The following is a 26,941-nucleotide window of genomic DNA, read 5'->3' on the forward strand; positions in this document are numbered from 1 at the left end:
CCATGATCGATCGAAGCATCCTCCGGAACATCTGGCTCCTCGCCGCCTGCCAGGGCATGCTGCTTTGCAACGCAGTCACCCTCATCGCGGTGAATGGCCTGGTCGGACGCGCCCTGGCGCCCTCCCCCGCACTGGCCACCCTGACGATTACCGGCTATGTGGTCGGCACGGCATTGCTGACTGTGCCGGCCTCCTTTTTCATGCGGCGCTTCGGGCGGCGGGCGGGCTTCATGTTCGGCGCAGTACTGGGGGTCGCAGGAGGTCTGTTGAGCGCATTTGCCGTGCACACCGGAAGCTTCTGGCTGCTGTGCCTCGGCACCCTGGTTGCCGGCAGCTACAACGCCTTCGGCCTGCAATACCGTTTTGCCGCAGCAGACATTGCGCCTGCCGACTGGAAGTCAAAGGCCATTTCCTTCACCCTCGCCGGCGGCATCCTGGGTGGCTTCGTCGGGCCGGCTGTCGGCAACCTGACCCGCAACGCCTGGGGCGTGGAGTTTTTGGGCACGTATGCTTCCCTGGCCGGATTTGCGCTGATCGCACTGCTGATCGCCAGCCGCTTGAAGATCGTTGATTCGGCAAGCGCATCGCCCCGGGGCGAGCCCCCACGGCCCCTGTCGGAAATTGCCCGGCAACCCGCTTTTGTCGTTGCGGTACTGGCGGCATCCATCGGCTACGGCACGATGAATCTTTTGATGGCAGCCACGCCCCTGGCCATGGACGTGTGCGGCTTTGCCTTTGCCGATGTCGCGTTTGTCCTCCAGTGGCACGTGATCGGCATGTACGCGCCCTCCTTCTTCACCGGTAGTCTGATCCGGCGGGTCGGCGTGATGTCGGTGCTGCTCGCCGGGGCCGTGCTGATGCTGGCCTGCATCGGGCTGGCCATGTCGGGGGTATCGCTGATGCACTTCTGGTGGGCTCTGCTGCTGCTCGGGATTGGCTGGAATTTCCTCTACATCAGCGGCACGACCCTGCTCACCGAAACCTATCGGCCGACAGAGCGTGCCAAAGTGCAGGGCAGCAACGACTTGATGGTCTTCGGGGTGCAGGCGGTGTCATCGATTTCAGCCGGCGCCCTGGTGCTTGGCCAGGGCTGGGCAACGCTGAATCTCTACGCCCTGCCGGCGGTAGTCACGATTGCACTGATTACGCTGGTCATGATTTTCCGTCGCCGGATGGCCATCCCCATCGCCAACCGAGCGCGATAAAAACTACTTGATGCCCATGGCCTGCCTGAGCTGGCCGGCATCGCGTGCATATTCCACGCTGACCAGCTTTCCGTCAGCCATCCGCAGGAGCGTCACCGCGCCTTTCTGACGCGGCAGGTCGGCAAGCTGGCTCGCCTCGCGACCGAGCCCGACGGCAAAAGGCAGCTCACGCAAAGCCGGCAGGGCAAACATCCGCGTGATCAGTGCCGGCATGGCGCTGATGTCCGCAAAGTAAACGGCATTCAGGCGATCCAGCACGCCAGCCGACTGGGCGGCCAGGGTTTCGTTGACGAAATCGCTGGCCGCCTTGTCGGCGGCGAACAGCACAATGCGCGTACCCGCTTCGATGGAAACCTTTTTGCCGTGCTGGTCCTCAAGCACCAGCGCCGGCACGGACGCCCCCGTCACGAGCGGTGCAGAAATTGCCGCAAAAGGCAGCGCCAGGGCAAACATGCCTGCCAGGAGTCGCGACACGATGGATTTGGTGAATGTCATTTTTTCGAGCCAGTTTAGTGGAGGCGCTTCAAAACGATCGCCAGAACGAGCGAGAGTGTGCAGGCCCAGCCTGAAAAGAGCCACCGCCAGACGCGTGCGACAGGAACAAAACCGACGCCACGAACAAAACCCGCCGTCATGGCCGCCAACAGCGCCATCGCGAACCCATGGTCGGCCTGCCCCCCGGAGTCCGCCATCAGCAGTGGATACAAGGTGCCCACAAACATGATGAGCAGGGCAACTAACAGGCTGGGCAGGTGCATCGAATCAGGACAAGCTGCCGTTTACAGGGATTTGTCGGCATCGCGCGCTCCAGGAGTGGATTGGCGGCTTGCCTCGTGCTCGGCCCACAGGGCATTGAGGATGGCCAGAAAGACGGCGAAACCGATGCCCAGAATCCAGGTGAAGTACCACATGTTATTGCCTCCTCAGTAAGCCGAATGGCTGTTTTCGCGCACGTAGGCGGCGGTGACCTTGCCGCCCATGACCCGGTAGGCCCAGCTGGTGTAAAGGATGATCAGCGGCATGAAGATCAGCGTGGCCCACAGCATGATGGTCAGCGTCATGCGGCTCGACACGCTGTCCCACACGGTCAGACTGGAATTCGGATCAAGGGAGGACGGCATGATGAAGGGGAACAACGCCGCCCCCGCCGTACCGATGACCCCGACAATGGCCAGGGCCGAGGCCCAGAAGGCCGCCATCGTGCGCCCGGTGCGGGCCAGCACCTGGGCGGCCAGCACACCGGCAAAACCGAGCACCGGCAGAGCCAGCGTCGCCGGGTAGCGACGATAGTTGGCAAACCACGCACCGGCCTCGCGTACCACCGTCTTGGCCAGCGGATCGGGCTGCGCAGCGCCGTCCACGACCGACTGGATCACGTAGCCCGGCACCGCCATCCACAGCCACAGGCCGGCGCTGGCAAAGGCCAGCAGCAACAGCCCGCCAAAGAAGCCCGCCGCCCGCAGCGCCCGCCACTGGATCTCGCCGACAGTGCGGTGCGCCAGGTAGATGGCGCCGTGGAAGGTGATCATCGCCGTCGACACCACCCCGGCCAGCAGCGCAAAGGGGTTGAGCAGCGCCCAGAAGGAGCCGCTGTAGGTGGACACCAGGTGATCGTCGAAACTGAACGGCACGCCCTGGAACAGGTTGCCGAAGGCCACACCGAAGATCAGCGGCGGCAGCGCACCACCGACGAACAGCCCCCAGTCCCAGACGCCTCTCCACGTCGGGTTGTTGATCTTGCTGCGGTAGTCGAAACCCACCGGACGGAAGAACAGCGCCCACAGCACCGCCAGCATGGCCCAGTAAAAGCCCGAGAAGGCCGTGGCATAGACCAGCGGCCAGGCCGCAAAGATGGCCCCGCCGGCGGTGATGAACCACACCTGGTTGCCGTCCCAGTGGGGGCCGACGGTGTTGATGACGACACGACGCTCCACGTCGTTCTTGCCGACGAAGGGCAGCAGCGTACCGACGCCCATGTCGTGGCCATCCATGATGGCAAAGCCCACCAGCAGCACACCGACGAGCAGCCACCAGATCAGTTTGAGGGTTTCGTAATCAAGCATTTCAGTTCTCCTCAGGCGTGGGCTTCGTTGGCATAGCGGCCGGTACCGAGGCTGCCCGGGCCTTGTTTGGCAAACTTGACCATCAGATACATCTCGACGATCAGCAGCGCCGTGTAGAAGCCGACGAAACCGGCCAGCGAGCCGTACAGGTTGTCGACGCTGAGGGTGGACACGGACAGATGGGTCGGCAATACGCCGTAGATCGTCCATGGCTGGCGGCCGTATTCGGCCACGAACCAGCCTACCTCACAGGCAATCCACGGCATCGGCAGCGACAACAACGCCCAGCGCAGCAGCCAGCGCTTGTCGGCAAAATCGCCCTTCACCGAGTGCCACAGGGCCAGGCCAAACAGCAGCAGCATCGCAAAGCCGAGGGCCACCATCAGGCGAAAGCTCCAGAACATCGGGGCGACGCGGGGCACGGTGTCGTTCATCGCCTTGTCGATGATGGCCGGCGTGACCTGGCTGAAGTCACTGACGTACTTCTTGAGCAGCAGGCCGAAGCCCAGGTCGGTTTTGTGTGCCTCGAACTTCAGGCGGGCGGCCTCGTCGTTCTGGTTGCGACGCAGGGCATCAAGGGCCGTCACGGCCTCGATGCCGGAGACGATGCGTTCCCGGTTCTTGAGCTTGATCTCCTTGATGCCGGGAATCTGCTTGTCCAGCGAACGGGTGCCAATGAGGCCCATCACCCAGGGAATTTCGATAGCGAAGTCGTTCTTCATCTCCGCCTCGTTGGGAATGGCGACGAGGTTGAACGAGGCCGGGGCCGGCTCGGTTTCCCACATGGCTTCCATGGCCGCCAGCTTGGTCTGCTGGGCTTCGCCCACCGTGTAACCGGACTCGTCGCCCAGCACGATCACCGAGCACACCGACGCAAAGCCGAAGGCCGCGGCAATGCCGAAGCTGCGCCTGGCGAACTCCACGTCGCGGCCCTTGAGCAGGTACCAGGACGAGATCGACAGCACGAACATCGCTCCGGTCACGTAGCCCGCCGACACGGTATGCACGAACTTGGCCTGGGCATCCGGATTGAACACCACCGCCCAGAAGTCGGTCATCTCCATGCGCATCGTCACGTAGCTGAACTCGGCACCCACCGGGTTCTGCATCCAGCCGTTGGCGATCAAAATCCACAGCGCCGACAGGTTGGTGCCGACCGCCATCAGGATGGTCACCAGCAAATGCTGCTTGCGTGCCAGGCGATCCCAGCCAAAGAAGAACAGGCCGATCATTGTCGACTCGAGAAAGAAGGCCATAAGCCCCTCAATGGCCAGCGGGGCGCCGAAGATGTCGCCGACGTAGTGCGAGTAATAGGCCCAGTTGGTGCCGAACTGGAATTCGAGGGTGATGCCGGTGGTCACCCCCAGCGCGAAGTTGATGCCGAAGAGCTTGCCCCAGAAGCGGGTCATGTCCTTGTAGAGGGGCTTGCCGGTCATCACGTACACCGACTCCATGATGACCAGCATCCACACCATGCCGATGGTCAGCGGCACAAACAGAAAGTGGTACAGGGCAGTGGCGGCAAACTGCAGCCGCGAGAGGTCGACCAGTTGTTCACTGACCATGAGGTGCTCCTTGAACGATGGGATTGGGGGCGAACTGCCTCGATAGCGCGGCCGGATCGATGCGCACCCCTGCATCACGAACAAATAAGCACCACAGGGCAAAGAGCGCGATCAACTTGATGGCGACAATCCAGCCAAGATGACGTTGAAGGGGCGAATCGGAGGGCTTCACGGTTTGGCAGCTTTCTTTGAATATCAGCAAGTGCTAATCAAGAGCCGTGCCATTCTGCCAATCGATCAAAAAGTCGTGTTGCTACAAAGGCTTGTTTTTTGTCGCACGTGACGATAAGCCGCAGCACACCAATCGCGAGTCACTGCCATGACAGCACTTGGCAGCCAAGCTGGCACACACCCTTCCTCTGGCAGAAACCGAGACCGCTTTGCTGCGATGCACTGTGCTCTCCCCGGTTTCACGTCAAAAGAGCCCGCATAGTCAATGCTGATGTACAGCATCACTTGAATTAATGATCGCTAATGTATGCTGTGTAAACGGCCGGGACGTCTGCTGAATCGGGCGTATCGGATGCGGATCTGCCACTCGCCAGATCCGCATGCGTGGAAGCGCAGGACCCGGGTTTATCTCCGGAGCTGGACTTTTCCCGGCGCGACTGTGAGTGCAAACAAGCCAGAACGACAGGAGACGGAGATGAACGAAAACAACGTGAAAACGACGGGTCAATGTCCGGTGATGCACGGTGGCAATACGGCCGTTGGCAAGTCAAACATGGACTGGTGGCCGAATGCCCTGAACCTCGACATTCTTCATCAGCACGACAGCAAGACCAATCCGCTGGGATCGGGCTTCAACTATCGGGAAGAAGTCAAGAAACTGGACGTGGATGCACTCAAGAAGGATATGCGGGCGCTGATGACCGACAGCCAGGACTGGTGGCCGGCTGACTGGGGCCACTATGGCGGCCTGATGATCCGCATGGCCTGGCACGCGGCCGGTTCCTATCGGGTGGCCGACGGCCGCGGTGGCGCCGGCACGGGCAACCAGCGCTTTGCCCCCCTCAATTCCTGGCCCGACAACGTCAACCTGGACAAGGCGCGTCGCCTGCTATGGCCGATCAAGAAAAAATACGGCAACAAGCTCAGCTGGGCCGACCTGATCGTGCTGGCAGGCAATGTGGCCTATGAATCGATGGGCCTCAAGACCTTCGGTTTCGGCTTTGGTCGTGAAGACATCTGGCATCCGGAGAAGGACACCTACTGGGGTTCCGAGAAGGAATGGCTGGCCCCCACCAACAACCCCAACAGCCGCTACTCTGGCGAACGGGACCTGGAAAACCCCCTCGCCGCCGTGATGATGGGCCTCATCTACGTGAACCCGGAAGGCGTCGATGGCAAGCCCGATCCGCTCCGGACAGCCCAGGATGTGCGCGTAACCTTTGCCCGGATGGCCATGAACGACGAGGAAACCGTCGCCCTGACTGCAGGTGGCCACACCGTCGGCAAGGCCCACGGCAATGGCAGTGCGGCCAATCTCGGCCCTGCACCGGAAGCGGCAGATGTGAGCGAGCAGGGTCTCGGCTGGAACAACCACACCACCCGCGGAGTGGGCCGCGATACCGTGACCAGTGGCATTGAAGGCGCCTGGACCACCCACCCGACCCAGTGGGACAACGGCTACTTCACCCTCCTCCTCAACTACGAGTGGGAACTGAAGAAGAGCCCGGCTGGCGCCTGGCAGTGGGAACCGGTCAACATCCGCGAAGAAGACAAGCCGGTGGACGTGGAGGATCCGTCGATCCGCTACAACCCGATCATGACCGACGCCGACATGGCCATGAAGATGGACCCGGAATATCGCAAGATCTCCGAGCGCTTCTACCAGGACCCGGCCTACTTCTCGGAAGTCTTTGCCCGCGCCTGGTTCAAGCTGATCCACCGGGACATGGGTCCCAAGGCCCGCTACATCGGCCCGGAAGTGCCCCAGGAAGACCTGCTGTGGCAGGACCCGGTACCCGCCGGCCGGACCGACTACGATGCGGCCGCCGTGAAGGCGAAGATTGCAGCCAGCGGGCTCACGGTGAGTGACCTGGTTGCCACCGCCTGGGACAGCGCCCGCACCTTCCGCGGCTCGGACATGCGCGGCGGTGCCAACGGTGCCCGCATCCGCCTCGCCCCGCAAAAGGACTGGGAAGGTAACGAACCAGCCCGCCTGGCCAGGGTGCTGGCCGTTTATGAAAAGATCGCTGCCGACACCGGTGCCAGCGTGGCGGATGTGATCGTGCTCGGCGGCAACGTGGGCGTCGAGCAGGCCGCCAAAGCAGCGGGCTTTGACATCGCCGTACCGTTTGCAGCGGGCCGGGGCGATGCCACCGATGCCATGACCGACGCGGAATCCTTCGATGTGCTGGAACCGGTTCACGACGGCTACCGCAACTGGCTCAAGAAAGACTACAAGGTCAGTGCCGAAGAGCTGATGCTCGACCGGACCCAACTCATGGGGCTCACGGCCCACGAAATGACGGTGCTGGTGGGCGGGATGCGCGTGCTCGGCACCAACCACGGCGGCTCGCGTCATGGCGTATTGACCGACCGGGTCGGTGTGCTGACGAATGACTTCTTCGTCAACCTCACCGACATGGCCTGCACCTGGAAGCCGGCCGGCCAGAACCTGTACGAGATCGTCGACCGCAAGAGCGGCGCCGTGAAGTGGACGGCCACCCGTGTGGATCTGGTGTTCGGATCCAACGCGGTGCTGCGTGCCTACGCCGAGGTGTATGCCCAGGACGACGGCCAGGAGAAGTTCGTCAATGACTTCGTGGCCGCCTGGACCAAGCTGATGAACGCGGATCGCTTCGACCTGGCCTGATCGCGGATTTTCTGCCGGCAATAACCCCGTTCCACGACCTATCCATCGTGGCGCGGGGTTTTTTACATTGACTGCTCAGATCTTGAACTGCTTTACCTGGGTAGAAATGGCGGTACCGAGCGCTTCCAGACGTTCGGCGGAGCGGTTGGCCTGGATCGAGGCCACGTTGTTTTCCTCCGCCACCCGGGCGACGTGCTCTGTCTGGACTGCAACCTGCTGGCTGGCGATGTTCTGCTCGGTCATCGCCAGGGTAATTTCCTGGACCAGTTCGATGACCTGGTCGGCGTTTTCCTGGATTTCGGTGATCGTGGCGGTCGCCTCCCGAGCCAGGGCCGAACCGTGCTCCGCCTGCCCCACCGACTGCCCCATGATGTCATTGACCTGAATCGAAAGGGACTGGACCGCTTCCACCATGGCGGAAATCTCCCTGGTCGACACCGACGTGCGTTCGGCCAGCTTGCGCACCTCGTCGGCCACCACGGCAAAGCCTCGACCACTCTCGCCGGCCCGCGCGGCCTCGATGGCGGCATTGAGCGCCAGCAGGTTGGTCTGCTCCGCCACCTCTCGAATGACACTGACGATGCTCGAAATGCGGCTGGCTTCCTGGGTCAGATCGTTGATCACCAGGGAGGCCCGCTGCACCTCATCCGAAATGGTGGTCATTTCCTGCGTGGCGCCGAGGATGGTCTCGCAGCCTTCGCGGGAACGCGTGCCCGCCCGCTGGGCCAGATTCATGGCAACCCCTGCACTCTCGGTAATGTGGCTGATGCTCACCGTCATTTCCTCGATGGCAGCAGCCATTGCCGAAGCCGAATCACTGGCCACATGGGATTGCCGGGAGGCATTGACCGACGCTTCCGACATTTCCTGGGCCGCCTGATCCACTTTGGATACGGTGTCCAGCAGCTCGGTGAATGTCTGGCGGAGGGTTTCCAGCAGACTGACGATCGCCCGTCCGGTCTGACCGACCTCGTCATTGCCCATGCGGGGCGCCGGCAGGGTGAAATCGTGGGTCTTCTCGACGCGCTGGCAAAAGTCCTGCAGTTCCCCCAGCGGCACGGAGACGATCTTGCGGATGACAACGGAGATCAGGATGGGCAACACGACGACCAGAGCAAGACCGATGCAGCCCGCCAGGTAAATAATGGCGTTCATGCTGCGGCCCAGATCCTCCATGTTCGCCCCCGAGGCGATCACCCAGGAGAGTCGCTCATTGTGGCCGTAGGCGGCAATCTTGCCCTTGCCCGAGGCGCCACCCGCATCCCGGGCGGTATAGCTGATGATGCCTTTCTTCTTTTCGAGCATTTCCTTCACGATGAAACGGCCATCTGAATCGGTGATCTCCAGCGCGCTCTTCCCTTCCATTTCGGGGTGAGTGACGAAGTTGCCGAAGGCCGGGCCGGCCTTGGCATTCAGCACAAAGACGTAGCCCGTCTCGCCGATATGGGTGGCCTTGAGGCGCGCAGTCAGGGCTTTCAGTTCGTCGGTGAAATCCACGCCGATGAAGAGGATGCCGACAACCTGGCCATTTTCCTGGATGGGCACGTATTTGGTGTAGTAGTCACGACCGAAGAGGCGGGCCGGACCGCGGTAGAACTCCCCTTTCAGGATATTCGCATAGGCCGGGTGGGCACGGTCGAGCAGCGTTCCCACGGCGCGAGAGCCGTCCTCCTTCTTCAGCGACGTGGTGATGCGCACGAAGTCATCGCCATCCCGGGCAAAGATGGTCGCAACGCCGCCGGTCTCTCTGGTGAACATGTCCACCAGTCCGAAATCCAGGTTGAGGGGCTTGCCAGCCAGCCGCAGCACTGGCGCGGCACGCTCGCCAATCTTCAAGGTACTCGACGCGTCCAGATGAAGGGGCTCGTGAATGCTGAACTGCAGGGCGGTCATCAAACGGTCGGCGCCCTTTTCCAACTGCACGGCAAAGACATCCACCATGTCCAGCACGGTGGCATTCACGGTTTCCACAGAGGTAGTGGCCGCTTCCGTTACGAGCCGGTCCGAGAAACGGCTGAGCACGACGGAGCCCACTGCGAAGGCCAGAAGCAGGACGGCGACGATAACCGCCGTCAGCTTTTGCCCGAGGCTGCTATTGCGAAACATGTATTTTTCTCTCCGATCAATGGGGCACTTGCGGGGTCAAGCCTCGGCATCGGCATCGGCAGCGGGAACTGAAGGTCCGGCATGCCATGCAGAAGCACTCCGTTGATCTGGATCAAATAAGTATCGCACCTGAAAAAACAAAAACCGACCCCTTTGCGGGGGCCGGTTGTCGTGGCCAATACGCTGCGCCTGGGTGTCTCAGAAGGTCCGGTTTACCGAGGCGATCCAGGTTCCTGCGTTCATGTCCTTGGTGGTTCCGTTGCCGGCGACACTGGGGTAGTTCTTCCAGTAGTCGGCGCCCGCCGTCGTGGTGTAGGCCAGGCCCAGGGTCCAGCTACCGGGCAGAACCTTGCTGACGCCAACCTTGTAATCGGAATAGTCGAGCCCCTTCGCGTGGGTGATGGTCTGGCGCCCGGCGTGGAGGCTGGCCGTCCAGGTGGGCAGGAATTCGTAGGCCACATTGGCCTCGATGTACCAGGAGCCGGTGGTATCGCCGCCACTGACGCCGGCCGACGGGTTGCCCGGGAAGGCACCGACACCGGCGTTGTTGCTGGTGAAGCCGAAGTAGCCCACGTCGGTCATGGCGCGGGAATACTTCACGTTGAGCCACTGCCAGGTGCCGGAGAGGTAGAACTCGGTGGAGTTGTAGCTCTTCTTGGCGTAGCTGCCGGCCGGGGTGATCTTGTCATAGTTGGCCCCCGGGAAGAGGAACTGCAGCAGGCCCACGTCGTAGGTGAAATCCCCCACCGCGCCCCGATAGCCACCGTAGAGGTCAATCTCGATGGTGGCGTTGGCATACAGGTTGGCACTGGTATTGGACATCCAGGCGCCGGCATAGAAACCCGAGGCGTGGGCGTAGTCGAAGCCGCCCTGCACCGCCGGGTTGCCCCAGGTCTGGCGGATGCCGCGGAAGACGTATTCCGAGACCACGCCGATGTTGCTGGTCAGTTCCGGGACGGGCGCCGGTGCGTCCTCGGCGAAGGCCGGAGACGCCAGGGCAGGCAGGCCCAGAAGCAGCCCGGAGCCGTATTTGCGAACTGCATTCCGAAGTGCGGTTTTCATCGTAGAGCCTCTGTCGGTGTTGGGATGGTGCCATTTCACGCCTGTGCGCGTACTCCCTCAATTCCCCCTCCGACCTACTCCCAAAGTCGAATTGTTCGCTGCAGCAACCGGGCGGACAGTGCAGTCCATATCGCAGTCAGCGGTGTGGTTTTTCGACCTTGAGGAGAACGCAGATGAACACGACGACAGTGGATGCCGTAACAAGCGGCATCGGGAGCGGCGGCGCCAGCGCGACGCTCCATCGCAAGATTGGTTGGGCAGGCGCCTTCTGGGTGGCCAGTGGCGTACCGGCCCTGGTGCTCTTTTCCATTGGCTCCATCGCCGCCACGGTGGGCAAACCGTCATGGGCGGTATGGATCATTTCGATCGCCTTCGGGTTCCTGCAATCCTTTGCCTACGCAGAGATCGCCGGCCTCTTCCCCCACAAGTCCGGCGGTGCGTCGGTGTATGGGGCGGTGGCCTGGGTGCGCTACAGCAAGATGCTGGCGCCCCTGTCGGTGTGGTGTAACTGGCTGGCCTGGTCGCCGGTGCTGGCCATCGGCTCGGGGCTGGCAGCAGGCTACATCCTGTCCATCCTGTTTGCGCCGGACGCCGCCATCAACACCTGGCAGATCACCCTGCTCGACCTGAGTGGCGTGAAAGCCGGCCTGGCCCTGCGCATCAACGCCACCTTCGTGCTCGGCGCCGCCGTGCTGCTGGGCGCCTTCGCCATCCAGCACCGCGGCATCCTGCAGGCCGCCCGCATGCAGATGATCCTGGGCATCGCGGCGCTGGCCCCGCTGATGCTGATCGGCCTGTGGCCGCTGCTCTCCGGTGACATCCCCACCGCCAACCTGACGCCGCTCTACCCGCTGGCCAAGGACGCCAGCGGTGCAGTGATCGACGGCAACTGGGACATGGCCGGCATCACGCTGATTGCCGGCGGCCTGTTCATGGCGGCGTGGTCTACCTACGGCTTCGAGACGGCGGTCTGCTACACCCGCGAGTTCCGCAACCCGCGCACCGACACCTTCAAGGCCATCCTGTACTCGGGCCTGCTGTGCATCTTCGTATTCACCGTCGTCCCGCTGGCCTTCCAGGGCTCCATCGGCCTCGGCCAGCTGGTCACGCCGGCAGTGCTCGACGCAGCCGGCAACGTGATCACCCCGGCGGTGTACGACGGCATCCTGTCGCCGGACATCTACAGCGGCATGGGCGTGGCCCACGCCATGGCCCACATGCTGGGCGGCGGCACGCTGGTCGAACACGTGCTGATGGCCATGCTGGTGCTGGCCCTGGTGCTGTCGATCATGACCTCGATGGCCGGTTCGTCGCGCACCCTCTACCAGGCCTCGGTGGATGGCTGGCTGCCCAAGTACCTGTCCAACGTGAATGGCAACGGCGCCCCCACCGCCGCGATGTGGACCGACCTGGGCTTCAACCTGCTCCTGCTGCTGATGTCCGACTACGTCTTCGTGCTGGCCATCTCCAACGTCTGCTACATCCTCTTCAACTTCCTCAATCTCAACGCCGCCTGGATCCACCGCATCGACCGTCCGCGCTGGCCGCGTCCCTTCAAGGCCGCCACCTGGCTGCTCGCAACAGGCACCGTCCTGGCCTTTGCCAACCTGGCACTGATGGGCATGGGCGCCGACATCTGGGGAGCCGGCACCCTGGCCACCGGCCTGCTGGCGGCCGCGCTGATCCTGCCGGTGTTCTTCTACCGCCACTACATCGTCGACAAGGGCCAGTTCCCCGCCGCGATGCAGGAAGACATGCACCTGGGCAGCGAAGAAGGCGTCGGCACCCGCGCCGGCATCCTGCCCTACCTGACCCTGGCCGGCGGCGCGGCGGTAATCGCCATCGCCCACGCCGTGGCCGTCGTCTGAGGAGCCCCGCCATGATGCACTCCGACATCACGAGCCGCCCGACCTACCGGGCCCTGGAACCCGACCTGGCCGGCAGCAAGCACCTGCTGGTGATCGAGGGCGAAACCCTCCTGACCGGCCGCCTCGAAGCCCTCACCGACACCTTCGCCCCGGTAAATGACAAGCTCCACACCTGGCTGGTGGGGGCACCGACAGCAAGCAGCGGGCCGGGCAAGGTGTGGCACCTGGAGAAGCTGGTCGACGTGCTGGACCTCTTCGCCTGTGCCACCCGCGACTACGGGATGGGTGACCGCCTCTACGTACAGGGCACCGAGCCCTTCCTGTGGTCGGTCACCACCGCCGCCTCGATCATCGGCTTCGGCCCGAACCAGGTGCAGCTTCATCACGCCGGCAGCCTGCGCCGCCGGGTGTGGTGCACCCACTGTCACACGCTCACCGAAAACGTCACCGCCAGCATCGTTCCCTGCGCCGGCTGCGGCCGCCACCTGCTGGTGCGCGACCACTTCTCCCGCCGCCTGGGCGCCTTCATGGGCGTCATGATCGACGCCGAAGCACCGGGCGCCATCCCGGCCATCGAGGAGGCCTTCGCATGATCGGCGAAACCCTCCTACTCAAGGTGAGCACCGTCACCGACATCGCGCCCAGCCTGCGCCATGTGCGTCTGGTGGCGGCCACCGGAAGCAAGCTGCCCCCGGCGGCGGCCGGCGCCCACATCCAGCTGACCCTGGCCGGCGAAACGCGGACCTTCCGCAACGCCTACTCCCTGGTCAGCCGGCCGGGAACCCGCGACGCCTGGGAAATCATCGTGCGCCGGGTGCCCACCTCGCGCGGCGGCTCGGCCTTCATCCATGAAGAACTGCAAGTGGGCGACACCATCGAGGCCAGCTGGCCGGGCAACCTGTTTCCGCCGGTACGCACCGCCCGGCGTCACCTGATGATTGCCGGCGGCATCGGCATCACGCCCTTCCTGTCCTACCTGGCCGAATTCGCCTTCAGCGGCGCGAACTACGCCCTCCACGTGTGCTGCCGCGAAGAAGAGCAGAACGTCTTCGCCCCGTGGATCGCCGGACAAACGGGCGTGGCCTTTCACTGGGACGCCGATGGCCAGCGCCTCGACATCCCGGCCCTGCTGGCCACCCAGCCCGTCGGCACCCACCTCTACGTATGCGGCCCGGCCGCCATGAACGACGAGGTGATCGCTGCCGCCGCGGCGGCCGGCTGGCCCGCCAACCACGTGCATTGCGAGCACTTCGGCTCGGCCCTGTCCGGCGGCGAGGCCTTCCGCGCCTTCCTGGCCCAGTCCGGCATCGAGGTGGAGGTGGGCGAGGACGAAAGTCTGCTCGAGGCCATCGAGCGCGCTGGCGTCAAGGCGCCCTGCCTGTGCCGGGGCGGCGCCTGCGGCGTCTGCATGACCCCGCTGCTGGAAGGCGAGGCCGAACACCGCGACCACGTCCTGTCCCCCGCCGAGCGCGAATCCGGCCGCCTGATCATGCCCTGCGTATCGCGGGCCAAGAGCGGCCTGCTCGTACTCGATCTGTGAAACCCACATCAAGGAGCGCGTCATGACCATCGCCTTCAAGCCCGAAGAAACCTTCCGCGGCGACTACAGCTACCGCAACAGCGACGCCGCCATCCTGCGCTTCCCCTTCCCCTTCCCGGAAGACAAGTACATGTACAGCGTCAACATCGAGCCGCACACCCGCAGCGGCCCGAGTGACATCTTCCTGCGCCCCTTCGACGTCGATGAGCACTACATCGCCGAATGCCGCGACCGGGCCATCACCCTCGAGCGCGACCCCGGCCGCTATCAGGCCCTGCCGCACATGATGCTGGCCCAGTGGGACACCCTCGAACTGCTGATGGAGAACCTGTCGGCCGACTACCCGGCACTGTTCTCCCTCACCAAGGAAGGCGACGACTTCGGCAGCCGCTGGACCTGGATCAACCGCCCGCTGGGCATCGAGCAGAGCTTCATCTTCGGCGACGCCGACACCCTGCCCTGCGAGCCCTTTGAATACATCACCCGTCAGGCCCAGGGCGACTTCGCGATTTGCGATCAGCGCGACGACAACCTCTACATGGACGCCGGCATGGTCACCGCCCAGGCCGACTGGTCGCTGGAATTCGACGTCGGCATGAGCTTCATGGAATGGCACGGCCCGGTGCCGCTGGCGCATCAGGCCGGCGTCTTCGAGCGCGCCCTCAAGTACCTGCTGATGCTGCGCCTTGGCCAGCCGGTGCGCCGCCTCAACTGGACCATGAGCATCAACCCGCGCCTCGACACCTCGCCCGAAACCTACCCCGAGTGGGGCCCCGACCGCGCCAGCGTGACCCCCGACAACGCCGGCGACAAGGTGCACCTGCGCGTCGAGCTGCAAACCCTGTGGCGCCTGCCGCGCAGCAACGCAATCCTCTTCCCGATCCGCTGCTACCTGGCGTCGCTGGACGATCTGGCCCGCGTGCCCAAGTGGGGCAAGCGCCTCAACCGGGTGTTGTCCACCCTGCCGCCGCAACTCGTCGAATACAAGGGCCTGACCCGCTACCTGCCGGCCGCGCTGGAATGGCTGGCCAAACATGACGACGGCGCCGAATTGCCGGTGGGCACCGAAGCAGGTGTCACCACGCTGACGCCACGGGTGTCGGACTGAAGTCCGACCCACAAGAACACACCCCAACACTCAAACCCACAAAGGAAATCTGCCATGAACGCACTCACCCACCTCCCCCCCGCAGGCATCGGCGCCGAATGGAGCCCGCACTGGCTGTTGTCCCCCGAGCAAAAGGCCCTGCAGACCGAGCTGATTGCCCTGTGCGACACCACCCTGCGCCCCAACGCCATCGAGAGCGACAAGGGTTACGTGTATCCGCGCAAGAACTTCGAAGCCCTGGCCGCCATGGGCCTGATGAGCCTGACCATCCCGAAGGAACTCGGTGGCCGCGGTGAAAGCCACCTGTGCGCCGCCATGGTCGTCGAGACCATCGCCCGCTACGGCTGCCCCTCCACCGCCATGTGCTACACCATGCACCTCGGCGCGTGTGCCGCCGCGCTGCTGCGCCACCACGACAACGAACGCCTCAAGGACATCCTGCGCCGCGTCGACAAGGACGTGCTGATCGGCACCCTGTCCTACTCCGATCCGGAAACCGGCTCCCACTTCTGGTACCCCATGTCGTCCCGCGCCGAACGCACCGACACGGGCTGGAAAGTCTTCAAGAAAGCCTCCTGGACCACCTCCGGCGGCTTTGCCGACTGGTACATCATCCAGACCACCTCGCCCGATTTTGGCGGTGACTACTCCAACCTGTCGTGCTTCCTGGTCACCAAGGACCAGATCAAGGCCGACCCCGCCAACTGGGACGGCCTCGGCATGCGCGGCAACCAGTCCGGCCCGATCTCGGTGGATGGCGTAGAGATTGCCCCCGACGCGCTGGTCGGCCCGGTGGGTGACGGCGCCAAGTCGAACGACGAAGTGGTCGATCCCTTCTTCCTGGTGTGCTCTTCCGCCTGCTGGAACGGCATCAGCCTGGCCGCCATGGACATCACCAAGAACCACACCACCCGCAAGGTGCACAACGACGTGGGCATGCGCGTGGCCGACTACCCGACCATCCAGGACTACGTCGGCGAATGCCTGATCGACACCAACGCCAGCCGCAGCTACGTCTACCTGGCCGCCAAGGCGCTGGATGACCAGACCAACAACTGCGACTGGTCGGCCCACGCCGAAGTTGGCCACCTGCCGCGCACCGCGCTGCTCAACTGGCTGTGGCAGGTCAAGTTCTTCTCCTCCAAGAACGTCACCTACGTCGTCGACAAGATGCTCCACGCCTGCGGCGGCACCGGCTACAAGCCGGCCCTCGGCATCGAACGCCTGCTGCGTGACGGCAAGGCCGGCTGGGTGATGGGCCCCACCAACGAAGTGCTGCGCCAGTTCGTCGGCAAGGCCGCGCTGCTCGGCTTTGAAGTGCTCGACTACTGGAACCAGTCGGTCAACCAGCGCGTGCTGTCGAATGAGCTGAAGAAGATGAGCAAGGACGAGAAGGCCGCCTTCGCCACCAAGCTCCTCGCCGAAGCCCAAGCCTAAGGACCCGCTTGCGATCAGGCCTGCCGCGCGTCGCGACCCCGGTCCGACGCGCGTCACGGCTTCCTCGCAGGCGCAAACACTCCGGAGATCCCATGCCCACGCCCAATTGCCACTCCGCCCCCTTCGACGGACGCCTGTTCCGCCGGGTCCTCGGCCTGTTTCCCACCGGCGTCACCATCGTCACCACCTGGGACGCGGACGGACGGCCAGTGGGGGCCACCGTCAGTTCCTTCAACACCGTGTCCCTCGACCCCCCGCTGGTGCTCTTCAGCCTGGCCAAGAACATGGCCTGTTGCGAAGCCTTCGCGGCCGGCGGCCCGCTGGCCATTCATGTGCTGGGAGACACGCAGGAAGACCTCTCCAACCGCTTCGCCCGGGGTGGCGGCGACAAGTGGGCCGATCTCGCCTACGCTGCCGGCCAGCATGGCGCGCCGCTGATCGAAGGCACCCTCGCCACCTTCGAATGCCGGCCCTACGCCCAATACCCGGGCGGTGACCACACCATCTTCGTCGCCGAAGTCAGCCAATTGCGCTTTCGCGACGGCGAACCGCTGGTGTTTTGTGCCGGCGGCTACCGCCAACTGGCAGAACGGGAGGTCTGCGCATGAACGACATCGTCCCCCCGGGCCTTGCCGAGCCGGAGGGCGACCCCTTCCTGCTCGCCGCCGCCGCACCGCCGCCGGCACCACAGGCTTTTCCCGAACCGCTGGCCGTGATCCGCATCACCGCCGCCAGTGCGCGCGCCTTCACCCTCAAGGCCGGCCAGTTTTTGCAGGTTATCGACGTGGAAGGCCGCCAGTGTTCTGACCTGCTGGCCTTCGACGCCGCCGCGCTGGCCACTGGCGAAGAATGGGGCCTCGACCCCACCGTGACGCGCACCCTTGCCGGCGCCGCCTACCCGCAGCCGGGCCTGCACGCCAAGTACTTCGACGCGCGCATGCAGCCGCTGCTCGAAACCGTGCAGGACACCGTCGGCCGCCACGACGCCTTCGCACTGGCGTGCACCGCCAAGTATTACGAAGACGCCGGCTTTCCCGGCCACGCCAATTGCAGCGACAACTTCAACGCCGTGCTGGCGCCCCTCGGCATTCGTCCGCGGGCCGGCTGGCCGGCCATCAACTTCTTCTACAACACCTTCATCCAGCCCTGCGGCACCCTCGGCTTTGCCGAACCCTGGTCGAAACCCGGCGACTACGTGCTGCTCAAGGCCATGAAGGATCTGGTGGTGGCCGTATCGTCCTGCGCCGACGACATCGACCCCGCCAACGCCTGGCAGCCCACCGACATCGAGGCGCGCATCTATGACGCCGCCCATTCCTTCCCCCGCGCGATGGCCCACCGCATGACGCCCGACTCCCCTGCCCGCCTGACCCGCCCGACCGCCTTCGCCCCGGTCACCGAAACCCTCACCCGCGACTTCATCGACTACAAAGGCTTCTGGCTGCCACGCAGTTTCGTCGGCCACGGCACCCTGGCCGAATACTGGGCCTGCCGCGAGAAAGTGGCGGTCATGGATCTGTCGGCCCTGCGCAAATTCGATGTGTCCGGGCCTGATGCCGAAGCCCTGCTGCAAAAAGTGCAGACCCGCGACCTGCGCAAACTTGCCGTCGGGCAGATCGTCTACACCGCCGTATGCCACGCCCACGGCGGCATGATGGACGACGGCACCGTCTTTCGCATGAGCCGCGACGTCTTCCGCTTCGTCTGCGGCGAAGACACCACCGGCCTGTGGCTCAAGGAACAAGCCGCCGCCGGCAACTTCGACGTGCATATCCGCGACACCACCGACGCCCTGCACAACCTGGCCGTGCAAGGCCCCAAGAGCCGCGAACTGCTGAACAAGATCCTGTGGACCGCCCCGGTTCAGCCAACAATCAGCGAACTCGGCTGGTTCCGCTTCACCGCCGCACGCCTCGGCGGCCCCACCGGCATCCCGCTCGTCGTATCACGCACCGGCTACACCGGCGAACTGGGCTATGAACTGTGGTGCGCCCCCAAGGACGGCCCGGCCGTATGGACGGCGGTGATGGAAGCCGGCGCCACCCCGCTCGGCTTCGACGCCCTCGACATGCTGCGCATCGAAGCCGGCCTGGCCTTTGCCGGCCACGAGTTTTGCGACCAGACCGACCCCTTCGAAGCCGGCATCGGCTTCACCGTCGCCCTCTCCAAGCCCGAAGACTTCATCGGCAAAGCCGCCCTCGAAGAACGCAAGGCCCACCCCCGCCGCAAACTCGTCGGCCTCGCCATCGCCAGCAACGAACCGGCCAGCCACGGCGACGGCATCTACCTCGGCCGCGCCAAAGTCGGAGAAATCACCAGCACAGTGCGCTCACCGGTCCTCGGCACCCAGATCGCCCTGGCGCGGGTCGATGTCGCCTACTCCCCCCTCGACACCGCCCTGCAGATCGGCCAACTCGACGGCCACCGCAAACGCCTGGACGCCAAAGTGGTGGCGTTTCCGCACTACGACCCGACCAAGGCGCGCGTGAGGGCTTAACTACACCCTGCGAAGTCCATGTTGGGCGGTGAACATTCAATGTTGCGGCATGCGCATTGAATGTTCACCGCCCAATGTTCTTTGTTGGCGCGTGCGAGAAGGATGTTGACGGCTGCATGAAGCAATCTGACCCGGCAATGAAGCATGTTGACGGGTCAACATATCAATCCGATGCGTCGGAACATCAATCCGATAGTCCCGAACGTTAATCTGATCGATCAGATTGATGTTCGGGACTATCGGAATCCTTCAAAGACGGCGCAATGTTCAATGTTGGGGCCTCAACATTGAATAAAGAGCGGGCAGATTCCTGAATCCGTGGCCGCCACTTTCGCGCCTGGCAGGCTGTCCGCATAGCGCCGTGAAATGGGTTTTGAATTGAAACTTGAGCCCGTATTTCGCATGAAACCGCATCGCCAGACAAAATTGACGCGTGTTTGCACGGCCAAATCCGGGCTTGCGCCGGCTTTCGCTATGGACGGACGAGCGTTCACCTGCCTGGCGGCATCGAATGGCGACCCACGGGGAAGTGCCTCAGCCGGAGAACTGGAGCAGGGTCTGGTAGTGACGCTCGAACACGGTGAAGGCGGCGCAGCGCTGGCCAAGGCCCAAGGTCAGACGCCGGGCATGCGTGATGACGCGGGCGGCGACGCCGATGATTTCCTGCATCACGGTCTTCAGGCGCCGCCGCTTGGCGGGGTGGCGAACCGGGCTGTCGGGCTCGATCAGGGTCGCCTGGCCGATGGCGCGCAGAATGTTGAAGGCCAGCACGGCCAGGGACAGCACCAGATCGTTGGTGGCGAATTTGCCCGAAGGCAGGCGCTCCAGGTCCAGATCGGTCTTGAACTCGGAGTGAAACTGCTCATGGGTGCCGTGTGCCTGGTACAGCGCGACGATCTCGGCGACGGGCAGTTCAAGGCTGGTGAGCCAGCCTTCGATCTCGAGATCGGGCATCAGTAGGATCTGGCCGTCGCGATCGATCGTGCGCTCAATCAGATGCATCACCCGGTGCATCGTGACTTTGGTCCCGGCGAATTTGCGGGTGAGGGGTTCGACAACGTACGTTTCGCGCTTGCCCGCGCGCGGATGCGACCAGACGGTGGCAGGGTCCGCGGCGAGGCGCTCGTGGAGGGTGGCCACCTTGAAACGGCGCGGGTTCCACTTGACCAGCCAGTCCACCGGCCCCGCTTCGCGCGCGGCGGCCAGAGCCACGAAGATCGCGGCGCCATCGAAGCCCGAGTCGGCGCGCACCAGGAGCGGCAGCGCCGTCACCGCCCGCGCGCGCGGCAGCAGGCGGCGCAGGAAATCCGGCGTCTCCGAGGCCGAATGCTGGGTGCCGGGGCGCAGTTCGAGCCCGAGGCAGTAGCCTTCCTCGGCCAGATAGCCGGCAATCGGCGCATAGCCGTCGAAGCCCATGTAGGTGCGCCCCACGCCTTCCTTCTTCGTGCCGCTGTTGTCGAGGGTGAAGACATCGAAGTCCAGCGCCAGATGGCCGGTGGAGAGCGGCGTGAGGGTCGGTTTGGCGCGCGCCAGGAGGCGCTCGTTGGCCTCGTCCAGCGCCCTCAGTGCGCTGTCGCCGGCCTCGCCCAGGGCGTCCATGCGTTGGCGCAGCGTCGGCGAGGACGGTACCGTCGAGAGGTCCAGCGCATCGCGGAAGAAGGCGTCGCCGCGCAAGGATTCGATGGCGTCAAAGTCGGACTTCCCGCTGCACAGCAGCCCGACATAGGCCTTGAGCAGAGAACTGGTCCCAATGCCCCCCTTGCCGGCAATGGGGAAACGCGGATCGATGACCTGGTCGATCTGCGCAAAGCGCTTGAGGTATTGCCCCACCAGCGACAATCCGGCGTGCGCCGTCAGGTTGTAGGGCAGGCGCTTGATTTGAAAGTCGGGCATGGCGGCGGTGGCGGGGGCAAGGCCGTCATTATCTCAAATGCCCGCCGACTTCACCCGGCGGGTGAGCGGAAAAACGCCCGGAACCCGTGCCAGTCAAGGGATTGGGCGGTTCTGGTCACGGATTCAGGAGATTGATAATCACGCCGGCCAAAGTCCTTCCCGCAAGCTGACGATTGACATGTTGACGGCGCGTGATCGCACACGCTGGCCGTCACATCCTCCACGCCCCGGGCTGGATGCCAAACATGTGGCCCACCTTGCCGGCAACGACATGACAGCCGAAGCGTGCGGGCGGGTGTACCCGATGTTGTGGGACGCTGTCGGCATAGCGGCGCTCGTTCATGCATTCAGGGTCTAAGCTAACGCACTTGCGCGGGAACGCGGGGATGCGTAGACGACAAAAAACAAGGATGTGCGGTGACGGAGGTGTTTAAAAACAGGAATCTGAATGGGGTTGGCAGCTTATGCGACAGTCGTATAAGCTGCGAGATACGACATTTGTCGTTTACCTACACGTTAGGCATCCACGAGAACGTCCATGACCAAGCTAACACGACGATTATTTTCAGTAAGAAATCACGATGCGCTTGGCTACTGGCTTTCCGATGATCGGCGGTTTGCAGAAGCTGCTCGCCTTCAACTCAAAGAACTGGAGGCTGTCGTAGCGCAGGTCAAAGCGGAATGGCCTATTCCAGCCGGCGAGACTCTCCTGGATGGAGAAAACTACCCTGCTCTTTGGGCGTTGGTTCGGAAACGCGATCTACAGTCCGACTCTGTGAAGATATTTTCCGCAATGGCCGTGGAAGGTTTCCTGAACTATTACGGTGTCGTCCGACTAGGCGAGGCCGAATTCAACGCTCACTTCGAGAGGCTAGGACTAGTTCCCAAGATACGTGCTTTGCTGCTGGTGTGCGACTCGCTTTCTGTTACCGAATCTGATCCTCTCGTCAAAGCACTAAACCGTATTGCGCAGCGCCGAAACGCACTCGTACACCCTAAAGCAAAGGAACTGCCGGAGTATCTTCCTGCCACTGAACGTAGAGGAACCAGTGTGCCCGAAGCCGCTCGTGAGGCTGTAGCAGACATGGAAGAGTTCTTTCGCGAGTTCGTCGTGGCTGTACCGAATTCCAGTCACTTGGTACCACCATGGGGCAACGGCAATGCCTAACATCACAATCCCCGGCCGACTACTACAAGTCATAAATCGCAATAGGGAAGAAACATGCAATCCACATCAGCTAACGAGGTTTGTGTTTTCTGGGACAACTCCAATATCTACGTTCCCGCGCAGGACGTAGCACGCGGTAGAGACGGTGCAACCGTCGGAAGAGACCTTCGAATCCAATTCGACAATCTTTACGAACTGGCTCGCGCTGGAAGAAAAATCGTTGCTGGGGTTTGCGTCGGCTCTCAGCCTCCCGAGTTGAAAGACTTGTGGGTGCGCCTGCGCGATGTGGGCGTCGAACTTGAACTTTTCGAAAGGGGTGAAGAGTCAGGCAAAGAGCAAGCAGTCGATCAGGCACTGCAGGTTCATATGCTTCGCGCGGCACTTGATCGCGCTCCCGGAGTGGCTGTTCTGCTAACAGGCGACGGTTCGGGCGCGCATCTGGGGAAGGGGTACTTTGCCGACCTCAAGAGAATGCATAGCAAGGGCTGGAAGGTAGAGGTGCTGTCATGGAAGGACTCCTGCCATGCAGGACTCCAAGAATGGGCGAAGAAGAATGGCCTTTTTGTCGCGCTTGACGACTACTACGAGTCGATCACTTTTATAAAGGGAGTGCGGCAGTCAAAGAGGGTTGCTCGGCGCGCGGTAGTTTGAGGGAGGCGCACAGTGACGCCCAATCCGTCATTGCACCGGGCACTTTGTCTAAATTTTCGAACCGAAGTTACAACACAGGAGGTTTGCAATGTCCAAGCTTTTTAAGGTATGCCTCGATATCGAAGGAAACGACAGAGGTTTGGCTGTCACAACGGTGGCAGCAAGTAACAGTGATGAAGCTATTGAGAAAGCCAAGAATCATGTCGGCGTCACAAACCAAAATGTGAAACCGAGAACACTGATCATAAAAGGCGTGAAGGAGGTTGGCGAGAAAGGTTGCCTCACTGATCAGTACATCCCGAGAGAGTGGATGTAATTCCTTCTGTTGGCGCGAAAGTCCCCGTGAAGTCGCCCAATAAATCCGACAACCAGACCGCCAAAAAGCTACGCTTTTTTCGTCCGGTTATGTCCAACGTTATACGTCACAGGAACCATCTCTATGAACGGTAGTTGCCCGGTTTGTAAGGCAACCTTGATGGCGCAACCCTCAAGTGCAGGAGGAGCAGATGCATCGCAATTCACATGCCCGCGATGCGGGCGATTTAACCTTACTGGCACATTGATCGCAACACTACCGCACACACTTGCATCAACCCCGGATGCAACTGCGAAGTTGAGTCACGCGCTACGCCGAGCGCAGGAAGTGAATTCCGAAGTGTGCTTCTCCACGTCGACAATCAATGAAGTCTTGCTGCGTCCGCTCCCGCGACCGCAAGAGCAGGCTGACCTGCTTGTCCGTTGGTTGGCTCTAAATATTCCAGGTCCTGGCGAACTTGTAGACCTTTCTCCAGAAACACACGCAGGCATAGTCGGAGCCAAATCAGATAGCGGTTTCGCCCTCGTACTCGACCATCTTTTCTCTGTAGGTCTATTGACAGGAGATCGGCTAAAGACCTTCGGCGCGCAGGGCTGTGCAAAGGCGACCCTTTCATTCAAAGGCTGGGTGTACTACGAAGACCTTGCCAAAGGAAGCATCGCGTATCGAAAAGCCTTCATGGCCATGAAGTTCGGCGACACCGTCTTGGAGGGAATCCTTCGGGATGTCTTTAAGCCCGCAGTCAAACTGGCCGGATTTGATCTATTCAAACTTGACGATGTTCCAAAGGCAGGACTGATTGACGACCGACTTAGAGTTGAAATCCAGAGTTCTGACTTCTTGGTGGCAGACCTGACTCACGACAATCTCGGCGCTTACTGGGAGGCAGGCTACGCCGAGGGACTTGGAAAACCGGTCATTTACACATGTGAGCGAAGTAAGTTTGAGGCAACGAAAACCCATTTCGACACTAACCACCACCTGACGATTGTTTGGGACTCAGCAACTCCCGGCCCCGCCGCCGAAGCTTTGAAGGCGACCATTCGTGCCACGCTACCCCACCTAGCGAGGCAACGTGATGGCGACGTATAACCTTGCAGTCCACCTGACTGCTGCGCGATAAAGCCGCACAGCGCCGGTTACCTCCACGTTAGCCATTCGGAGTTCCCATGCGACGTACTGGATTTGTTCAAAGCGTCTTGTCTACAACGAGGCAACGGCAACGCTATTATTGGGTAAGAAATTTTGTGTCACTGTTTTGCGCCGTCGGCACATTCCAGATTGTGGGTGGTGACTTTGGTTGGATTCTTGCGCTCGTAGGTCTAATCGGCGGCTATTTCACAGTCGCTCCTGTCATTGCCTTCCTTGTTTGTCTTTTTGAGAAAATGCACTCGTAATCATGGCTAAAAAATCTTCTGGCAGTATGGGTGGAGTTATTTTTATCGTGATGATCAGTGGAATTGTTGCCGCTTACGAATGGGCTCAACGGAATTGGCAAATTTTGTCGGTGGCTGCTTCTGTACTGCTCGGACTATTCATTTGGAGTCAAGCACGCAAGAGGAAGCGATACGACAAATGGGCTCAGAGCCTTCATGAAAAATACGGGGATGCCAAAGTTGTCGAAGGAATTCTCAACAAAGAGTTCTGGAAAGGCATGACGAAAGAGCAGCTCAATGACTCGCTAGGTGAACCAAGCGCGGTTGATGTTCAAGCGCTTAAGACAAAGCATAAAGAAATATGGAAATACCAGGAAGTAAAGAAGGGTCAATACGCATTGCGGATCACCCTCGATAATCATGAAGTGGTCAGTTGGGACCAGAAATCGTAACGCAGGCGATGGCTAACCTAAGGACTTCCCCGTCAAGTAACCATTCTCAATGACTGGCCGGCAGGCCGTTTGTTTGCTCTGTTTATTGCACCCTACGGGTGGGTGGCGCTCCATGCCCATTGAATTAGCGCCCAACATTACAATCCACCGGACCTTTGGCAAGCTGCGCTGGCCTGAGTTTGCTGTTGATCTCCTTTCAAGTGCAATTGCCCTCGCGTTTTATGTGGTGCCCGGCGCTTGGTGCTCTGGTCGGTGGCATCCTCGGCTACATCGGCATTCACTGGGCAAAATATGTGCAGTTCTAATCACGCCAAGCGCTCACTCCTGATCGCCACATTCACCCTTGCTGTGGCACCGGCAAGCACATTCGCCTTTGCTCTTCCCGGGCCAACAGCGTGCCTTCTCGTTGACGTTGCTGATCTACATACCCTCCCCGACGGCTCGCTCACTGACAGCGGCTCTGAGGCCGATCAACAAGCTTACGTTCAGCTCGCTCGTGACGCCCGGGCGAGAATCGAAGACACCTTTGGCGCCGTTGAATCAAAACCGATCCTTGTATTCTTTAACCACCCAGACGGGTTTGGGCCATTTAGACTCAATGCCTACGGCAGTACACAATTCATTGGCAGCCGTGCTTGCGTCATGGTCGGCCCTAAAGGTCAAAGCGTTGATGTCGTCGCCCATGAACTCATGCATGCGGAGATTCATCACCGCGTGGGCTACCTGAAGCGTTTCCTGCAACTACCAACGTGGTTTGATGAGGGCGTTGCGATGCAAGTTGACTACAGAACCCGCTATTCATTGTCGCCACAGGATAGCCAAACCGCCGACTACGTTCGTGATCTCACAACGTTTTCATCATTCTTCAAGGGCGACGAACAGGCCGTTGTACGAAACTACGCATCTGCCAAACAGGTAGTCGCGTCCTGGCTGTCAAAGGTCGGTACCACCTCGCTGTATGCGCGTCTCCAACGCTTGAAGAATGGAGAGTCGTTTGATGAGATTGTCACCGAATGAGAGCGGCCCCTTCCATCGAGATGGACTCATGAAACATTCCCATCCATCAGCGCCCACAGCTGTACCCAACCTCGCTCCCTACGGTCGCTGGACGCTGCGCGATAAAGCGCAGCGCCGCGACGGTTACCTCAAACGTTGGGCGTCATGAGTCCAGAGCTACGCGCACAGACAATCGCCGAGTGGAATGATCTCGGTTTCTGGTACGACCACACACCTGAAAGCGGATGGGTTAGACGATGAATTCAAACGTTGAGGTTCAATGACAAACATCGCTCGCTCTTTCGGCATAATCATTTTTGGTGGCGGCGCGCTCCTGGCTGTCGAGTATGCCATCTGCCGTTTTATTCCGCTTTTGGGTATCGTCTTTTATATCCCCACACTAGTTGTTCTGTCAGTTCTTGAGGACAGCGGCCTCCCAACCCTGCAAGGCTCGCCAGATGGCTGGCCAATGGCAACAACTTATGGCGCATACATTGCTGGTGTCAGTTGGTGGCTACTGTGGTCGTTATTGCTGGCGACAATCCTCTGGCGCAAGCATCACCGCAATAAGCGCAGTGACATTTCCAGCCATGACCTCTAACAGGCCGATGCAAAACCCAGTGAACGATCCGGCCACCCGCCTGTCCTATCCGTATCCCCGAACCCCAGGCAGAGCAACGATGCGCGGCGAAGTCGATCCCCAGTCCTCGATGTTTCACTATTTCTCGGTCGAGTCCCGGATTTCGGCTGATCACCCGTTGCGTCGGGTGAAGAAACTGGCCGAGTCGGCACTGTCGGCCATTTCTGCGGAACTCGA

Annotated in this window: 25 protein-coding genes; 16 read left to right on the top strand and 9 right to left on the bottom strand. The window is 61.8% G+C overall.

What is annotated here, in order from left to right; all coding sequences use genetic code 11:
- The first annotated feature begins 2 nt into the window (after window positions 1-2).
- Complete coding sequence (locus ETQ85_RS08950) at window positions 3-1,205, top strand: MFS transporter (RefSeq protein WP_222862111.1); 1,203 nt, start codon at window positions 3-5, stop codon at window positions 1,203-1,205.
- Between the two features lie 3 nt (window positions 1,206-1,208).
- Here ETQ85_RS08950 and ETQ85_RS08955 read toward each other — a convergent pair whose 3' ends face one another.
- Genes ETQ85_RS08955 through cydP form a run of 6 tightly spaced genes read right to left on the bottom strand, consistent with a single transcriptional unit; the run spans window position 1,209 to window position 5,035 of the window.
- The gene (locus ETQ85_RS08955) at window positions 1,209-1,700 is read right to left on the bottom strand and encodes a hypothetical protein (RefSeq protein ID WP_148578701.1); all 492 of its coding nucleotides are present in this window, start codon (window positions 1,698-1,700) and stop codon (window positions 1,209-1,211) included.
- Between the two features lie 14 nt (window positions 1,701-1,714).
- On the bottom strand, window positions 1,715-1,963 hold the full coding sequence (locus ETQ85_RS08960; RefSeq protein WP_148578702.1) for a cyd operon YbgE family protein: 249 nt from the start codon (window positions 1,961-1,963) through the stop codon (window positions 1,715-1,717).
- A 21-nt stretch (window positions 1,964-1,984) separates the two neighbouring features.
- A complete protein-coding gene (gene cydX / locus ETQ85_RS08965) occupies window positions 1,985-2,116 on the bottom strand; it encodes a cytochrome bd-I oxidase subunit CydX (RefSeq protein WP_148578703.1) in 132 nt (43 codons plus the stop codon).
- A 12-nt stretch (window positions 2,117-2,128) separates the two neighbouring features.
- Window positions 2,129-3,268: a cytochrome d ubiquinol oxidase subunit II gene (gene cydB, locus ETQ85_RS08970; RefSeq protein WP_148578704.1), complete on the bottom strand. Its 1,140-nt coding sequence runs from the start codon at window positions 3,266-3,268 to the stop codon at window positions 2,129-2,131.
- An 11-nt stretch (window positions 3,269-3,279) separates the two neighbouring features.
- Entirely contained in the window at window positions 3,280-4,833 is a 1,554-nt protein-coding gene (locus ETQ85_RS08975; protein WP_148578705.1) for a cytochrome ubiquinol oxidase subunit I, read from the bottom strand.
- Entirely contained in the window at window positions 4,823-5,035 is a 213-nt protein-coding gene (gene cydP / locus ETQ85_RS08980; RefSeq protein ID WP_148578706.1) for a cytochrome oxidase putative small subunit CydP, read from the bottom strand. The genes ETQ85_RS08975 and cydP overlap by 11 nt, the downstream gene beginning before the upstream one ends.
- Window positions 5,036-5,479: 444 nt before the next feature.
- Between cydP and katG the strand changes: the two genes are divergently transcribed.
- Window positions 5,480-7,654 (top strand): catalase/peroxidase HPI, encoded by a 2,175-nt coding sequence (gene katG / locus ETQ85_RS08985; RefSeq protein WP_148578707.1) that lies wholly within the window; start codon window positions 5,480-5,482, stop codon window positions 7,652-7,654.
- A 75-nt stretch (window positions 7,655-7,729) separates the two neighbouring features.
- Here the strand turns inward: katG and ETQ85_RS26195 are convergent, their stop codons facing one another.
- Window positions 7,730-9,760 carry a methyl-accepting chemotaxis protein gene (locus ETQ85_RS26195; RefSeq protein ID WP_187394649.1) on the bottom strand — a complete coding sequence of 677 codons (2,031 nt, stop codon included), beginning with the start codon at window positions 9,758-9,760 and terminating at the stop codon, window positions 7,730-7,732.
- A gap of 198 nt (window positions 9,761-9,958) precedes the next feature.
- A complete protein-coding gene (locus ETQ85_RS08995; protein ID WP_148578708.1) occupies window positions 9,959-10,822 on the bottom strand; it encodes a TorF family putative porin in 864 nt (287 codons plus the stop codon).
- Window positions 10,823-10,995: 173 nt separating this feature from the next.
- On the opposite strand from ETQ85_RS08995, the gene ETQ85_RS09000 reads away from it, so the two are divergent.
- From ETQ85_RS09000 to ETQ85_RS09030, 7 genes are all read left to right on the top strand, one after another.
- Window positions 10,996-12,690 carry an APC family permease gene (locus tag ETQ85_RS09000; protein WP_148578709.1) on the top strand — a complete coding sequence of 565 codons (1,695 nt, stop codon included), beginning with the start codon at window positions 10,996-10,998 and terminating at the stop codon, window positions 12,688-12,690.
- Window positions 12,691-12,701: 11 nt separating this feature from the next.
- Window positions 12,702-13,283, top strand: a complete 582-nt coding sequence (locus ETQ85_RS09005) for a dimethylamine monooxygenase subunit DmmA family protein (RefSeq protein ID WP_148578710.1) — start codon at window positions 12,702-12,704, stop codon at window positions 13,281-13,283.
- Entirely contained in the window at window positions 13,280-14,230 is a 951-nt protein-coding gene (locus ETQ85_RS09010; protein WP_187394650.1) for a PDR/VanB family oxidoreductase, read from the top strand. Before ETQ85_RS09005 ends, ETQ85_RS09010 begins: the two co-directional genes overlap by 4 nt.
- Before the next feature lie 22 nt (window positions 14,231-14,252).
- Window positions 14,253-15,338 (top strand): heme-dependent oxidative N-demethylase family protein, encoded by a 1,086-nt coding sequence (locus ETQ85_RS09015; RefSeq protein WP_148578711.1) that lies wholly within the window; start codon window positions 14,253-14,255, stop codon window positions 15,336-15,338.
- Between the two features lie 54 nt (window positions 15,339-15,392).
- Window positions 15,393-16,775 (top strand): acyl-CoA dehydrogenase family protein, encoded by a 1,383-nt coding sequence (locus ETQ85_RS09020; protein WP_148578712.1) that lies wholly within the window; start codon window positions 15,393-15,395, stop codon window positions 16,773-16,775.
- A 92-nt stretch (window positions 16,776-16,867) separates the two neighbouring features.
- Window positions 16,868-17,383 carry a flavin reductase family protein gene (locus ETQ85_RS09025; RefSeq protein WP_148578713.1) on the top strand — a complete coding sequence of 172 codons (516 nt, stop codon included), beginning with the start codon at window positions 16,868-16,870 and terminating at the stop codon, window positions 17,381-17,383.
- On the top strand, window positions 17,380-19,272 hold the full coding sequence (locus ETQ85_RS09030; protein ID WP_148578714.1) for a DUF1989 domain-containing protein: 1,893 nt from the start codon (window positions 17,380-17,382) through the stop codon (window positions 19,270-19,272). The genes ETQ85_RS09025 and ETQ85_RS09030 overlap by 4 nt, the downstream gene beginning before the upstream one ends.
- Window positions 19,273-19,806: 534 nt before the next feature.
- On the opposite strand, the gene ETQ85_RS09035 is transcribed toward ETQ85_RS09030, so the two are convergent.
- Complete coding sequence (locus ETQ85_RS09035) at window positions 19,807-21,165, bottom strand: IS1380 family transposase (RefSeq protein WP_148578422.1); 1,359 nt, start codon at window positions 21,163-21,165, stop codon at window positions 19,807-19,809.
- Window positions 21,166-21,703: 538 nt separating this feature from the next.
- On the opposite strand from ETQ85_RS09035, the gene ETQ85_RS09040 reads away from it, so the two are divergent.
- The 7 genes from ETQ85_RS09040 (at window position 21,704) to ETQ85_RS09070 (ending at window position 26,725) form a co-directional block, all read left to right on the top strand.
- Window positions 21,704-22,333: a hypothetical protein gene (locus ETQ85_RS09040; RefSeq protein WP_148578715.1), complete on the top strand. Its 630-nt coding sequence runs from the start codon at window positions 21,704-21,706 to the stop codon at window positions 22,331-22,333.
- A gap of 54 nt (window positions 22,334-22,387) precedes the next feature.
- Window positions 22,388-22,984, top strand: coding sequence for an NYN domain-containing protein (locus ETQ85_RS09045; RefSeq protein ID WP_148578716.1), 597 nt, complete (start codon window positions 22,388-22,390; stop codon window positions 22,982-22,984).
- A gap of 88 nt (window positions 22,985-23,072) precedes the next feature.
- On the top strand, window positions 23,073-23,300 hold the full coding sequence (locus tag ETQ85_RS09050; protein WP_148578717.1) for a hypothetical protein: 228 nt from the start codon (window positions 23,073-23,075) through the stop codon (window positions 23,298-23,300).
- Between the two features lie 327 nt (window positions 23,301-23,627).
- Window positions 23,628-24,392 carry a hypothetical protein gene (locus ETQ85_RS09055; RefSeq protein WP_148578718.1) on the top strand — a complete coding sequence of 255 codons (765 nt, stop codon included), beginning with the start codon at window positions 23,628-23,630 and terminating at the stop codon, window positions 24,390-24,392.
- Between the two features lie 307 nt (window positions 24,393-24,699).
- Complete coding sequence (locus ETQ85_RS09060; RefSeq protein WP_148578719.1) at window positions 24,700-25,128, top strand: TMEM199/VMA12 family protein; 429 nt, start codon at window positions 24,700-24,702, stop codon at window positions 25,126-25,128.
- Between the two features lie 237 nt (window positions 25,129-25,365).
- Window positions 25,366-26,145: a hypothetical protein gene (locus tag ETQ85_RS09065; protein ID WP_148578720.1), complete on the top strand. Its 780-nt coding sequence runs from the start codon at window positions 25,366-25,368 to the stop codon at window positions 26,143-26,145.
- 259 nt (window positions 26,146-26,404) lie between these two features.
- Complete coding sequence (locus ETQ85_RS09070) at window positions 26,405-26,725, top strand: hypothetical protein (protein WP_148578721.1); 321 nt, start codon at window positions 26,405-26,407, stop codon at window positions 26,723-26,725.
- Window positions 26,726-26,941 lie beyond the last annotated feature (216 nt).

The organism is Zoogloea oleivorans, from assembly GCF_008107625.1.
Classification (GTDB): domain Bacteria; phylum Pseudomonadota; class Gammaproteobacteria; order Burkholderiales; family Rhodocyclaceae; genus Zoogloea; species Zoogloea oleivorans.